Raw genomic sequence first — 13,782 nt, 5'->3', positions numbered from 1 at the left:
GAGCGCCGCCCAGAGCGCCGCCGTCAGGGCGGCTGGCCGATGATAGACAGCCGCAACTCTCCGACCTCCTCCGCCGTCGGCGGACGGGGAGGCGAGCCGGAGGCGGTGATGCGCAGGCGGAGCGTCAGGCGACCGTCCCGCAGGGCCCCGGCCGGCACCGGAATGGTGACCGTTCCGGCGCCCTGACCGCGCTGGGGACCGAAAGGGGCGGCGGTCCCGATGGGCTCGCCGTCCGCCGTCGTCACTTCCACCGTCTGCCCGCGGGTGAGCACGCCCAGGGTGACCGCCAGGATGGCGACCTCGCCCTGCCGCGGCGGATGCGGCAGGGCGAGCGTCGTTTCCCCAGTCCCGTCCGGTCGCCCGGATTGACCGGCCGATGCCGCGCCTGCGGGCTGGCCCGTCAGCAGGACCAGCAGCGCGAGCAGGGCGGCCGGCAGGCGGCCGGCCTGCCACGCCTTACAGGGTGTGGAGCGAGACCCCCTTGACCGCCGGGGCGGCGGTGGCGGAGCCGTTGGACGGGACAATGCGGACCTCCAGCGTTGCGGTTGCCGGCGCTGCTGCCTGCGCGGCCGGGCTCCGGGCCAGTGCCGCCGTGCGGGCGGGCTCGGGCAGCGGCAGGGTGAAGGTGGCGTCGTCCGCCATGCCGTGCATGGCCGGGCCGAAGAAACCGATGGTGCCGCCGTAATAGGGGCTGTCCGCCGCCACCGTCGTCACGCCGGCCGGCGCGTTGATCAGCAGGTCGAAGTTCCGCGGGGCGTTGCTGCCGGCCGGGCGGGTCACCTTGACCGCCATCACCACCGGGCTGGACGGCGCCGCCGACAGCTGGACCGATCCCACGCCCTTCGCCACCGTACCCTTGACCGGAGCCGACGGCTTGGCCGCCGCCACCTGTGCCGATTCCACGTCGCCGAAACCGTGCCGGTACTCGTACTGGAACCGTTCGGTGCTGAGATAGTCACCGGCGCGGCCGTCGAGGACATAGCTGCCGTCGGCGCGGACGAAGAACAGGAAGGGCTCGCGGGACAGCTGCGACAACTCTTCCTTGTCGGTCGGCAGGATCGGCAGGCCCAGCCGCTGCTGCTTGCGCGTCCACACGTCCCAGAGGCGGTCCATGTTCGCATGGTGCAGGAAGAAGACGGGATCCACCGGCGACAGGAAGTTGGTCATGTTGCCGTAGGGGCCCGGATCCCACGGGCCGACGCCGCCGATGCAGTTGTGGACGAGGTTGTGCGGCTGGCCTTCCAGCACCGAGAACTGGGTGTCCTTGCCCGGCATGACGTTGTGCGACGCCGTCTTGGAGCTGGTGAAGCTGTGCGTCACGTCGGCGTTGTAATAGTCCACCGGCAGCAGGCCGGTCAGCACCGTGTGGGGCGAGCAGGCCTTGGCCGTCTTGTCATCCAGCTTCGGGTTCTCGCGGGTCAGGTAGCGCGCACGGTCGGTCGCGGCGAAGGCTTGGTTGCCGGGGTCGCATTTGCCGTGGCTGCACCCGGTGACGTCGTCCCACAGCTTGTCGAAGCTGCTGTAGCCGCGAATGTCCAGCTGCTTGCGCTGGGCCTCGTTCAGCGTGTCCCAATAGGCCTTCATCGCCGGCTTGATGGAGGCGGTGAAGGTCTTCAGATCCTTGGTGTAGGGCAGGAAGGCTTCGCTGACCGGGGTCAAGGCGCCGTCGAACATCTCGTTGGGGATCTGCGGCAGGAGCGTCCAGTCCCAATAGGGAAAGGCGAAATTCGGATTGTCGCTGTACTTGCGCACCGTCTCTTCGAAATAACCGATATAACCACGGTGCCAGACATAGAACCACCAGTTGCCGTGCGGGCAGTCCATGAAATGGACGAAGGCGTTGCGGAACCAGTTGTGCGGGTGATCGGGAGGCAGGGCCACCATCTTTTGCACGGCCGTGGCGTAGCTGCGCAGCATCGCCTTGCCTTCGTCGCTGGTCGCGCTGTAGCGGATGTATTTCGCCGTCGCCGCCCGTGCCGGGCCGAACGGCAGCAGGGAGGCACCCGCAGCAGCGGTGGCAGTTGCAAGAAAATCGCGCCGACTGAAATTCATTACGATCAAGCTCCCGTATAACGGTAAAAACACGGGAATCCTGTATAGGAAACTGACGGTTTGCACGCAAAATCAACCGGCAGCGACGGGCAAACAAGCATCGGACGGATGCCGCCATACCTGCGCATGTCCAATGAAGTACGGACAGGCGCAAGCCGGGATCGGGCGGGTGGAAAAGCAGCCGGTGGATCTAGGCTGCCGCGGTGACTCGGGGAAAGCGCAGGGTGAAACGGGTGCCTTCGCCGGGACGGCTCTCGACCCCGATGGTGCCGTGCAGGCGGCCGGTCACCAGATTGTAGACGATGTGCAGCCCCAGCCCGCTGCCGCCCGCCCCGCGCCGTGTGGTGAAGAAGGGGTCGAAGATCTTGGGCAGCACGTCCGGCGCGATGCCGTTGCCGTCGTCGGCGACCGACAGCTCCACCATGTCGGGACCGAGCAGCCGGGCGGCGATGGCGATCCGGCCGGGCTGCTCCGGGTCCAGCGCATGGACCAGCGCATTCATGATCAGGTTGGTCAGGATCTGCGACAGCGCGCCGGGATAGCCGTCCAGCTCCAGGTCGGCCGGGCAGGCGACGTCGATGGTCAGGGCCGTCCGCGCCTTGTAGGTCGGGTGCAGGCTGCGCAGCAGTTCGTCGATGTAATCGCGCAGCAGGAAGGGGCGGCGCTCGTCGCTGGACTGGTCGACGGCGACCAGCTTGAAGCTCTGCACCAGATTGGCGGCACGGGTGCTGTTGGACAGGATCAGGGTGGCCATCTCCATCCCGTCGCTGAGGAAGCGCTGGAAGTCCGACTTCTTCAGCGCATTCGCCGTGTGGCGGTCCGACAGCTCGCCGATCAGCGCCTGCAATTGCGAGGCGCCGGTGATGGTGATGCCGATGGGGGTGTTCACCTCATGCGCCACCCCGGCGACCAGCTGGCCGAGCGAGGCCATCTTCTCCGCCTGGATCAGGCTGGCCTGGGTGGCCTTCAGTTCGTCGAGCGCGCGTTCGGCGGCGTCGCGCGACTGGCGCAGGGCATGCTCCGCCTCCACTTCGCGCGTCACGTCGACCACCACCGCCTGGATCGCCGGGCCGTCCATCCAGTCGACGCGCCGGCCGGTCAACTCCACCCAAAGCCCGGCGCCGTCGGACCGGCAGGCACGGATGCGGCGGCGCGGCGTCGACTGCCCATTCTCCAGCAGCCGGTCATACCCCTCGATCAGCGCCTGGCGTTCGGTCGCCGCCACCACCGACAGCAGGGACGGCAGGGCGACCACCTCCGCCACCGTCATGCCGAGCATGGCGGCGAAGCTGTCGTTGGCATAGAGCACGTGGAAATCGCGATGGATGACGATGCCCTGGATCGAGCCTTCGACGAGGTCGCGGAAGCGCCGCTCGTTGTCGGCCAGGGCCTGCTGGCGCCGGTCGATCTCCTCGATGAAGTACCGGATCGAAGCGCCGATGTCGGTGATCTCGTCGTCGCCATCGACTGGGACCGGAACCGGGACCGGAACCGGCAGGCCGGCCGGCGCCGCAATGCCGCAATGGGGGGGCTGGCGGTTTCCCGACAGCCGGGCCAGCACCGCCCGGTTCATCGCCACCAGCCGTGTCGACAGGAAGCGGCGGAAGAAGAAATAGACGCACACCGCCAGCAGAAGCGACGTTGCGGCCAGCACCATCACCGTGCGGGTGCGTTCGGCGATCAGCGCCGCCAGCGCATCGGTGCGCTCGGCCGACTGGTCGCGGATGGAATCGTACAGCGCGCGGGTGGAGCGTTCGACCGTCTCGACCAGCACCTGGGCCTGTCCGGTCAGCGCCTGGGCGCGGTTGCGCGCCTGCAGCCGGTCGATGGCGCTCTCGAACAGCCCGCCCGGCGCCACCAGCAGGGAGAACAGCTCCTCCTGCACGGTGGACATCATCTGCCCGGTGGGGTCGGGGGCGCCGCCCGACAGGCGGGCCAGTTCGGCCAGCGTGCGTTCGGCGGACCGCGCCTCGCCCTTCAGGCGGCTGAGATGATCGAGCTGCGTCGCTCCCGCCGCCCGCGCCATCAGCGCCCCGATGCGGGCCGCCCAGGCCCCCGTGTCCGGCATGCTCTCGATCGCCGCCGCCAGCCGGCTCAGCGCGCGGGCGGCTTCGGCCTGACGGTCGCCATAGTCGATCTGGCGCGTGACCTCCGCGTTCAGGTCGGCGACCGTGGCGGCCAGGATCAGCAGGGTGGAGCGGGTCTGCTCCAGCAGGCGGACATTGCCGTCGCGCTCGCCCGCTCCGGGATCGCCCTCCTTCATCAGGCCGCGCATGCGGGCGACCAGGAGCTGCATCGAATCCAGCTCCGTCACCAGCCCGTCATAGATGGACCGGCGCTGCGGCGTCGAGGCGGCGGCGGCGAGCTGCGGCAGCTGCGCCACCAGCTTCTGCAACGACCCGTGCAGTTCGGCGCTGGTGATGACCTCCGGCAGGGTGTTGGTGGACAGCGCCGCCACCTCCGCCCGGAACAGGCGGAAGGAGGACATCGACACGCCGCCGATCAGCAGCACCAGCAGCGCCATCACCGACAGGCCCAGCGTGATGCGGACGGCGATGCCGAACCGCCGCCGCCGGTTCGGCGGCGGCGCCTGCGGCTTGCGCCGTGCCGTGCCGTCCATGACCGCCGCATCGGGTGTCGTCAAGGGGTGTACCGGCAAGGGGGGTGCCGGCAAGGCGGTGGAAGACAGCCAGTCCATCACCGCCTCACCGTCATGCGGCCGTCCAGCCGGGGCACGAACTCGCCGCTGCGGGCGATCTGGTCGATCATCTGGGTGGAGACGAACTCGGTGTTGCGGTCCTCCACCAGCCGCGGCGCGCCGGCCAGGACGCCATAGCCGTCGCCTCCCGCCGCCAGGAAGCTGCTGGTCGCCAGACGGTAGCGGCCGGACAAAGCGACCGGCTTGCCGCCGACCGACAGGCTGCGCAGCCGCTGGCCGGGCGGACGGCCGAGGTCGATCTCGGCCCGGGCATTGGACAAATGGGGAAAGCGGCCCTGCAACTGCTCCACCGCCGACACGCCGCTCTCCACCGCATCCCAGAGCTGCTGTCCGGAGACGTCCAGCACCACCCCGACATCGTGGAAGGGCAGTTCGGTGTAGATGTCGCGCCGGGTCAGCAGGGTGCCGGCCGGATACTGGCGGTCGCCGCGGATGCCGCCGCCGTTGAACAGCGCCACGTCGCCGTCCAGCGCCTCGCGCAGCGTGTCGACCACCGCATTGGCGAAGGCGTTCTCGCCCGTCCGCAGCGACTCCTTGCGGGTGTCGAGCGGTGCGGTGAGACGTCCCACCTCCATCCGCAGCATGGTGTCGAGCCGCGCCGCATAGGCTTTGGCCTGGATCAGCACCGCCGGGTCGGGCGCCACCGTCGCCGTATCGATCAGGCGCGGCGCCGGGGTCCAGCTCACCACCGGCTGACCGTCCGGTCCGGCGGTCCGCTGCATCGTCAGGTCGAGCGCCAACACCCAGGCGGCCTGCGGCCCGACCGTGGCGGACAGGAACCGGCCGTCATACTCGACGGCGAAGGGGCGGCTGCGGTCCTGGTACAGCACGATGTCCGCCGGGCGGGCGGCCAGCACGCTGCGGTGGGTGTCGCCGGCATAGCCGGTCATCGCCACCACCAGATCGACGCCTTCCGCCCGCAAGGCCGCGGCCTTGGCGGTCAGCGCCCGAACCGGGTCGCGGAACTCGGTGCGCTGGGTGCGGGTGGTCTCCCGCGTCAGCACCGGCGTCGCCGCCATCACGCCGATGCGCAAGGGGCCGGTGGTCAGCACCACCGCCTCCTCCAGCCCGTCCGGCGTGCGGCCGGTGGAGCGGTCGACCGCGTTGGTGGTGACGATGGGGAATCCGGCCTCGAAGGCGCGGGCGCTCAGCCGGTCGTCGCCATGATGGTATTCGCGGTTCAGCGCGGCCATCGCGTCGACGGTCATTCCGTTCAGCAGGTCGATGATGTGGGCGCCCTGATCGTAGAAGGCGAGCACCGACGGCGCCAACGTCTGTCCGCCATGCAGGACCAGCAGGTTGGGGTGGGCGGCCCGCTCCTGGCGGATCGTGCCGGCCAAGCGCGCCATGCCGCCGCGCCCGGCGGTCTCGTCCAGGTCGGTGGTGCCCTGGGTGTAGAGGATGGTCAGCCGCACCGGCCCGCTGTCCGCCACGGTCGTCTTGGGCGAGGCCTCAGCCTCCTGCGCATGGGCCGGCAGGATCGCGGCGAGGCCGATGGCAAGGCCCAGCGCCAGCAACGCGGTCAGGGGCGGCGATGTCCTGCCGGGCCGGGACCACATCCCGCCGGCAGCGCCGATTGAAATACCGATAATGTCCATAGCCCGGCGTCACCATTGCCCCCGCACCGGATTATGCTCATTTTCCAGTTTTTGTTGAAGCAAAGCCGCGTTACGGGATTGTCATATTGATGACGCATGGCGGGGAAGAGCATGCTTTAACCACTCGTAGACTCCAAGAAGCCTCAGTATTTTGATCAACTTCATCCGAAACGGCGCCGGAACTGCGGCAAAACGTGGCGCCAACCCCGCCCGCCGGGTCTTCGCCAAGGCGACGCGGCGGGCATAGGCGACGCGATGCAGGGTGACGCAGCGCGCGACGGTGTCGTAACAGGCGAAGCAGGCGCGGGCATCGGCCCCGCGCGGCTCCCCCACCGTGCCGGGGTTCAGCAGGTAGAGCCCGTCCGCCCGCAACTCCGCTCCCGCCGGCTCGTCGAGCGGCACCGCCAGCACCGTCCCGTCGCGCCATTCCCACAGCCCGGCCCGGTGGGTGTGGCCGAAGGCACAGATCCGCGCGCCCGATGGATGCGCCGCGAGCGCCCGCAGGCTCAAGGCCCGCTTTCCGTCATCGTCCAGCCGGACCAGCTCCTTGCCGACCTCCGGATGCAGCGCGCCATGCACGGCGACGAGCGTGCCCTCCACATCGGCGATCAGGGGCAGGCCGGCCAGGAAGGCGCGGCTGTCCTCGTCCAGCCTTGCCCCGGTCCAGGCGACGGCCCGCGCCGCCGGGCCGCTGAACCCGTCGGTGCCGATCAGGCCGGCCACCGCCCGGTCGTGGTTGCCGGCGATGCAGACGGCGCCGGCCTGCCGCAGCAGGGCGATGCAGGCGGCGAAGTCGGTGTTGTAGCCGACGATGTCGCCGAGGCAGACGATGCGCTCCGCTCCCTCCGCCCGGATGGCGTCGAGCGTCGCCTGCAACGCCTCCAGATTGGCGTGGATGTCGGAGATCAGGGCGATCTTCATGGGCGGGGTCAGGGCTTCACGAGGCGGGCGGACCGGATGCCGCCGGGCATGCGCGCGAACAGCCGGTCCAGCTTCGGCCGCAGGAAGGGCATCGGGTCGTCCGGCGTGATCGCCTTCGCCTCGCAACGCGCCACCCAGGCCAGCCAGCGCGCCGTCGGCACGCCGCTTTCCCGCGCCGCCAGCCGGTCCTTGCTGATGTGGCACCAGCAGGCGCCAGGCCGGGCCTTGGCCGGGGCGGGGCGAGGCCGGCCGGTCAGGTCCGCCTGCACCATCGCCGGCAGGTTCACCCCGGCGACCGCCCCCAGATGGTGCCAGAGGTTGAAGCGCGGGTTGATCTCCAGCAGGTGCAGCCGGCCGTCCGGGTCGCGCTTGAAGTCGAACTTGGCGACGCCGCGCAGGCCGGTCTTCGCCGCGATCTCCCGCCCGAGCGCCGCGACATCGGCGCCCTCGCCGTCGATGTCGGTTATGGTCAGCGCCGTGCTGTGGCCGTAATCGACGGGGTAGGTGCGGATCTTGCGCCCGGTGAATTCCCCGGCCACCGCACCGCCGGCTTCGATATAGACATGGTGGCTTTCGATCCGCGTCTCCGGCCCGGGGATCAGTTCCTGCGCCAGCAGCTCGATGCCGACCGGGATCAGACGCGGCCACAGGGCGCGAAGCTCATCATGCCCGTCCAGCCGGATCGCCTTGCCCAGCCCCTCGATCTCGTCCCAGGGCGGACGGCGGGTCAGCGGCTTGACGATCACGGGATAGCGCAGGTCCAGATCCGGCGCCTCGCTGCCGGGCAGGGGGCGCAGGCGTCGGGTGCGCGGCACCGGCAGGTTCAGCCGTTCCGCCATCGCCTGGAAGCGGCCCTTGTCCACCAGCGTCTCCACCAGCTCGGCGTCGGCCAGCGGAAGGCGGAAGACCGAGGCCAGCCGGTCGCGGTTGCGCGACACCATCAGCAGCTGGGCGTCCTCCTCCATGTAGAGCACCGGCTTTTGCGACTGGGCGGCGCCGAAGCGCAGCAGACGGTCGACCAGCGTGCCGTCATTGCCGCCTTGCCAGGGGATCAGCTGGGCGGTGAAGCGGGAATGGGCGGTCGCCCCGTCCGGCGGCCCGACCACGGCACAGCGGATGCCCGCAAGCCCCAGCGGGCGCACCAGATCCATGTCGCCCAACACGCAGGCCAGCGGCCCGGCCTTCATCCCGGTCTTCATCGCCAATTCCCCCGTTCGGATACCGCACTCAAATGCCTTTGGCCGGCGCGATCCATCCGCGCAGCGACCGCTTGACCGCATCGGCCATCACCCCGCGCGCCCGGCGGACATGCGCCTCCATCCGCCGGCTGAACCGGTCGGGGCCGAGCGTCAGCCAGTTCATCGGCTGTTCGGCGTTGGAGAGCAGCGGCTTGTGCCCGGCCGGGGTCGACATGAAGTCGTAGCAATCCTCGCCGCGGGCCAGCGCGTCCTCGATGGCGAGCACATGGCTCAGCAGCCCCGGCTTCAGCCGGTTGTCGGCCTCGAAGGCGAAGCCGCCCTGATAGTTCAGCACGCGGTTGCGGTGGACGAAGTTGTAGAGATAGCCGACCGCTTGCCCACCGGCGCTGACCCGGCTCAGCCGCACGGCGCCCTGCGGCATCCCCTCGGCGATCAGCCGTCGATGGAAGGGGCGGAAGGCGGCATTGGCGAAGGCCCCGGCCTGCCCGCGCGCCTGCCAGCCGGCCTGATGCAGCACCTCCAGCCCGGCGAAATACTCCAGCGCCTCGTCCACCGTCGTGGCGACGCGGTGTTCCAGCGCACCGCGGGCCCGGTAAAGCCGCTCGCTGCGGTTCACCGCCGCCCGCGTGTTGCGGCCGAGCCCGCCGCGGAAATCGCCGCCCGCCGCGCGCACCGTGGCAAAATCCACCCATTGCGCGGAATCGGCGACGCGCAGTTGCAGCGTGTGGCCGGTGCGCGCCGCCACCCGCCGGGCCGCCCGCTCCGCCGCCAGGGTCAGGCCGCCCAGCACCAGCTCGTCATTGGCGCCCAGCCGCTCGCCCAGCCAGTGCAGCATGGCGTCCGTCACCTCGTCGGCGACGCGGCGGTCGGCGAGGATGCCGTTATACTCCATGAACAGCCGGTCATAGCTGCGGTCGCCGGTCTCGTGCAGCATCCAGCAGCGGCTGGGCAGCAGCCCGAACCGGCGCCGCAGGCGCGGGCAGAGCAGGGCCAGCCCGACCGTTTCATCCCCCTGGCGGGCGACCAGCAGCTGCGGCTCGATCCCGTCCGGCATCTGCGCCAGCCAGGGCCCGATCCAGGTCCAGGACAGGAAGAAGGAGGAGTCGGAGCGGCTTTCCAGCTCCGTCCATGCCCGCGCCAGCTCCGGCATGGAGGGCAGGGGATGCAGGGCGACCTGTATGTCGGTTGCGGTTGCGGAACCGGTCGCCCTCTGCGGAAGGGTGCCGTCGGAGTCGGTGCGTGGCCAGATGCTCATCGGCGCGGCATCTCCGGTAGATATTCTCTACCGAAAACAACACGCTGGTCAGACGAACGGTCCCGTCTACGCCGGGGGCACCCGAAAGTCTGCGCGGCGCAAACGGGTGCCGCGAAGTGGTAGCGGATAATACGAAGTTGTCCTTGGATCCCCTCTCTCGCCCCGGGAGAGGGAAGGGGCCCAAGCGAAGCTTGGGAAGGGTGAGGGGTGATCCAAGGATATGGGATCCATTGTTCACATCGCCCCTCACCCTCCCGCCTTCGGCGGGTCCCTCCCTCTCCCGGGGCGGGAGAGGGCGATTAACCTCAGCGCTTCAGCGTATCGGCGGACTGGCCGAACAGGATCTTCTTGCTCTCCTCGTTCACCGTCGGCGTGCGGTTGGGGTTGATCTCCTGCCCCTTTTCATAGGCGCGCACCACCGCCGGCCGCTCCTTGATCGCGGTGAACCAGCGCTTCAGGTTGGGGAAGTTGTCCAGATCCTGCTGCTGGCGTTCGTGCGGGACGATCCACGGGTAGCTCGCCATATCGGCGATGGACAGTTCCGCCCCGCCGAGGAACTCGTTGTCGGCAAGGCGCTTGTCCATCACGCCATAGAGACGGCTGGTCTCCTTGACGTAGCGCTCCATGGCGTAGGGGATGCGCTCCGGCGCGTACTGGACGAAATGGTGGTTCTGGCCGGCCATTGGGCCGAGGCCGCCGACCTGCCAGAACAGCCATTCGAGAACCGTCTTGCGGCCGCGCACGTCGCCGGGCAGGAACTTGCCGGTCTTCTCGGCAAGGTAGACAAGGATGGCGCCGGATTCGAACACGCTGATCGGCTCGCCGCCGTCGGCCGGGGCGGTGTCGATGATCGCCGGCATGCGGTTGTTGGGCGAGAAGGCCAGGAACTCCGGCTTGAACTGGTCGCCGGTGGAGATGTTCACCGGCTTGAAGCTGTAGTCCAGCCCGGCTTCCTCCAGAAAGATCGTGATCTTGTGGCCGTTCGGCGTCGGCCAGAAATAGAGGTCGATCATCCCAAACCCTCCTGCGATTTATCGGCCCGACGGTCCAGGCCGTGATTTCGGGAAAAAGGTTAACCGCTTCGGTCCGGCTGGCAAGCCCGCGCAGACGCGCGGCAGACCTCCAATCCGCCACCCATATTTCGTTAAACGAAATTCAGTTTCATTTTGTTGACAGGCATTTTCGCATCTGTCAGCGTGGCCAACGAACAGACGAGGCGGCGCCCCTCGATTTTTGATTTCCCCTGAAATCATTCTCCCCGCACGGAGAGCACGCATGGCCTTGGACAAGGACGTTTTGGATCAACTGCTGGACACTCTGGGGCGCTTCGTCCGCGAGAAGCTGGTCCCGCTGGAACACAAGGTGGCGGAGGACGACGCCATCCCGGCCGAGGTGATCGGCGCGATGCGCGAGATGGGCCTGTTCGGCCTGTCGATCCCGGAGGAGTATGGCGGGCTCGGCCTGTCGATGACGGACGAGGTGCAGGTCGCTTTCCAGCTGGGGCAAACCTCTCCGGCCTTCCGCTCGCTGATCGGCACCAACAACGGCATCGGCTCCCAGGGCATCGTCATCGACGGCACGGCGGAGCAGAAGCAGCGCTACCTGCCGCGTCTGGCCGCCGGCGAGATCGTCGGCGCCTTCGCCCTGACCGAGCCGGAGTCCGGCTCCGACGCCGGCTCCCTCCGCACCACCGCCCGGCGCGACGGCGACCATTTCATCCTGAACGGCACCAAGCGCTACATCACCAACGCGCCGCAGGCCGGTCTCTTCACTGTCTTCGCCCGCACCGATCTGGACAGCCGCGACGCCCGCGGCGTGTCGGCCTTCCTTGTGGAAGCCGGGACGCCCGGCCTGTCGCTCGGCCCCATCGACAAAAAGATGGGCCAGAAGGGCGCCCACACCTGCGACGTGATCTTCGAGGACTGCCGAGTTCCGGCCGGCGCCATCCTGGGCGGCAAGGAGGGGCAGGGCTTCAAGACGGCGATGAAGGTTCTCGACCGCGGCCGCCTGCACATCGGCGCCGTCTGCGTCGGTCTGGCCGAGCGGCTGATCCGCGACAGCCTGAGCTACGCCATGGAGCGCAAGCAGTTCGGCCAGCCGCTCGCCGAGTTCCAGCTGATCCAGGCGATGCTGGCCGACAGCCGGGCGGAGGCCTATGCCGCCCGCTGCATGGTGCTGGAGACCGCCCGACGCCGCGACGCCGGGCAGAACGTCAACACCGACGCCGCCTGCTGCAAGATGTTCTCGACCGAGATGGTCGGCCGCGTCGCCGACCGCGCGGTGCAAATCCATGGCGGGGCCGGCTACATCGCCGATTACGGGATCGAGCGCTTCTACCGCGATGTCCGCCTGTTCCGCATCTATGAGGGCACCACCCAGATCCAGCAGCTCGTCATTGCCCGCAACATGATCCGGGAGGCGGCATGACCGCCGGGCGGCCGGTTCCCGATTTCGCTGAAATGGTGGCGGCGTTGCCGCCGCGCTTCAGCAACGCCGCACTCGCCTGGGCGGAACGGACCCCGGACGCCCCCGCCCTGTTCGACGGGGCGCAGGACTGGAGCTACCGCCGTCTGGCCCAGGCGGTCGGCAGCGCCGCCGCGCAGTTGAAGCGGCTGGGGGTGGTCGGCGGCGATCGGGTGATGATCGTCTGCGAGAACGGCCTCGCCGCCGTCACCCTGATCCTGGCCGCCAGCGAGCGCGATGCTTGGCCGGTCATCGTCAACGCCCGCCTGTCGGATCGCGAGATCGACGCCATCCGCGACCACTGCCAGCCGCGCCGGGTCTTCTATACCGATACGGTATCCCATGAGGCCGCCGCCCATGCCACCCGCCATGGCGCGGAGCCGCTCGGCGACCCGGATCTGCCGCCGATGGCGGTCGGCCCGCTGCTGGACGCCGATCCGGAGCCGGTCCATGCCGGCAACCAGCGGCAGGTCGGCGCGCTGATCTACACCTCCGGCACCACCGGCAAGCCCAAGGGCGTGATGCTGTCGCACCGCGGCCTGCTGTTCGTCGCCTCAGTGTCGGGCTGGATGCGCGGGCTGGGCACCAACGACCGCACCTATGGCGTGCTGCCGGTCAGCCATGTCTTCGGGCTGGCCTCCACCTGCCTCGGCACCCTCTATGCCGGCGGCTGCCTGCACACCGTGCCGCGCTTCGCCCCCGCAGCGGTGTGGCAGGCGTTGGAACAGGACAGGGTGACCGTGTTCCAGGGTGTTCCAGCCATGTACGCCAAGCTGGTGGAGTACGCCACCGTCACCGGCAGCAACCCCGCCGCGCCGGCCCTGCGCTACCTGTCGTCGGGCGGCTCTGTGCTGGACCTCGACCTCAAGCGGACGGTGGAGCGGGTCTTCGGCTTGGCCCTGCACAACGGCTACGGCCTGACCGAATGCTCGCCGACGGTGACGCAGACCCGGCTCGACGCGCCGCGCGGCGACACCTCCATCGGCCCGGCCCTGCCGCTGGTGGAGATGCGCTTCGTCGACCATGTCACCGGCCTGGACGTGGCCGATGGCGAGCCGGGCGAGCTGTGGGTCCGCGCCCCCAACGTGATGCTCGGCTATTACCGCGAACCGGCGTTGACCGCCCAGGTGATCACCGACGACGGCTGGCTGAAGACCGGCGACGTCGCCCGGCTGGAACCGGACGGCTGCGTCGCCGTGGTCGGCCGCATCCGCGAGATCGTCATCCGCTCCGGCTTCAACGTCTATCCGGAGGAAGTCGAGGGAGTGCTGACCAGCCACCCGGCGGTGACGCTGGCCGCGGTGGTCGGCCATGCCGTCGCCGGCAACGAGGAGGTGGTGGCCTTCGTCCAGTTCGTCCCCGGCCGCAGCGCGACGGAGGAAGAACTGAAAGCCTGGGCCGCCGAACGGCTCGCCCCCTACAAACGCCCCTCGCGGATCGTCGCCATGGACGCCCTGCCGGCCAGCCCGACCGGCAAGCTGCTGAAAAGTGGCCTGCGCGCGCTCGCCGCCGAGGTGATGGCCGCCTGACGCAGAGACCGGAACTCCGAAAAACAAAGCCTCAAAAAGCAAAGCC

Annotated in this window: 10 protein-coding genes; 2 read left to right on the top strand and 8 right to left on the bottom strand. The window is 69.3% G+C overall.

Annotation, left to right across the window (positions count from 1 at the left end; translation table 11 throughout):
- Positions 1–23: 23 nt before the first annotated feature.
- From CRT60_RS17020 to CRT60_RS16985, 8 genes are all read right to left on the bottom strand, one after another.
- Positions 24–524 (bottom strand): hypothetical protein, encoded by a 501-nt coding sequence (locus tag CRT60_RS17020; RefSeq protein ID WP_204561956.1) that lies wholly within the window; start codon positions 522–524, stop codon positions 24–26.
- Positions 457–2,052 carry a tyrosinase family protein gene (locus tag CRT60_RS17015; RefSeq protein ID WP_098737698.1) on the bottom strand — a complete coding sequence of 532 codons (1,596 nt, stop codon included), beginning with the start codon at positions 2,050–2,052 and terminating at the stop codon, positions 457–459. The genes CRT60_RS17020 and CRT60_RS17015 overlap by 68 nt, the downstream gene beginning before the upstream one ends.
- 190 nt (positions 2,053–2,242) lie before the next feature.
- On the bottom strand, positions 2,243–4,696 hold the full coding sequence (locus CRT60_RS17010) for an ATP-binding protein (protein WP_244592549.1): 2,454 nt from the start codon (positions 4,694–4,696) through the stop codon (positions 2,243–2,245).
- A gap of 53 nt (positions 4,697–4,749) precedes the next feature.
- The gene (locus CRT60_RS17005; protein ID WP_098737696.1) at positions 4,750–6,369 is read right to left on the bottom strand and encodes a bifunctional metallophosphatase/5'-nucleotidase; all 1,620 of its coding nucleotides are present in this window, start codon (positions 6,367–6,369) and stop codon (positions 4,750–4,752) included.
- An 81-nt stretch (positions 6,370–6,450) separates the two neighbouring features.
- On the bottom strand, positions 6,451–7,290 hold the full coding sequence (locus CRT60_RS17000; RefSeq protein ID WP_098737695.1) for a metallophosphoesterase family protein: 840 nt from the start codon (positions 7,288–7,290) through the stop codon (positions 6,451–6,453).
- 8 nt (positions 7,291–7,298) lie between these two features.
- Entirely contained in the window at positions 7,299–8,489 is a 1,191-nt protein-coding gene (locus CRT60_RS16995) for a carboxylate--amine ligase (RefSeq protein WP_244592548.1), read from the bottom strand.
- A 28-nt stretch (positions 8,490–8,517) separates the two neighbouring features.
- Positions 8,518–9,744 (bottom strand): GNAT family N-acetyltransferase, encoded by a 1,227-nt coding sequence (locus CRT60_RS16990; RefSeq protein WP_098737694.1) that lies wholly within the window; start codon positions 9,742–9,744, stop codon positions 8,518–8,520.
- A gap of 305 nt (positions 9,745–10,049) precedes the next feature.
- The gene (locus CRT60_RS16985; RefSeq protein ID WP_098737693.1) at positions 10,050–10,757 is read right to left on the bottom strand and encodes a glutathione binding-like protein; all 708 of its coding nucleotides are present in this window, start codon (positions 10,755–10,757) and stop codon (positions 10,050–10,052) included.
- Between the two features lie 262 nt (positions 10,758–11,019).
- On the opposite strand from CRT60_RS16985, the gene CRT60_RS16980 reads away from it, so the two are divergent.
- Both CRT60_RS16980 and CRT60_RS16975 read left to right on the top strand, forming a co-directional pair.
- Positions 11,020–12,171 carry an acyl-CoA dehydrogenase family protein gene (locus tag CRT60_RS16980; protein ID WP_098737692.1) on the top strand — a complete coding sequence of 384 codons (1,152 nt, stop codon included), beginning with the start codon at positions 11,020–11,022 and terminating at the stop codon, positions 12,169–12,171.
- Positions 12,168–13,736, top strand: a complete 1,569-nt coding sequence (locus CRT60_RS16975) for a class I adenylate-forming enzyme family protein (RefSeq protein WP_098737691.1) — start codon at positions 12,168–12,170, stop codon at positions 13,734–13,736. The genes CRT60_RS16980 and CRT60_RS16975 overlap by 4 nt, the downstream gene beginning before the upstream one ends.
- The last annotated feature ends 46 nt before the right edge of the window (positions 13,737–13,782 follow it).

Source organism: Azospirillum palustre (genome assembly GCF_002573965.1).
In the GTDB taxonomy this organism is placed as follows: domain Bacteria; phylum Pseudomonadota; class Alphaproteobacteria; order Azospirillales; family Azospirillaceae; genus Azospirillum; species Azospirillum palustre.
This window is presented reverse-complemented; position numbering and strand designations above follow the sequence as displayed.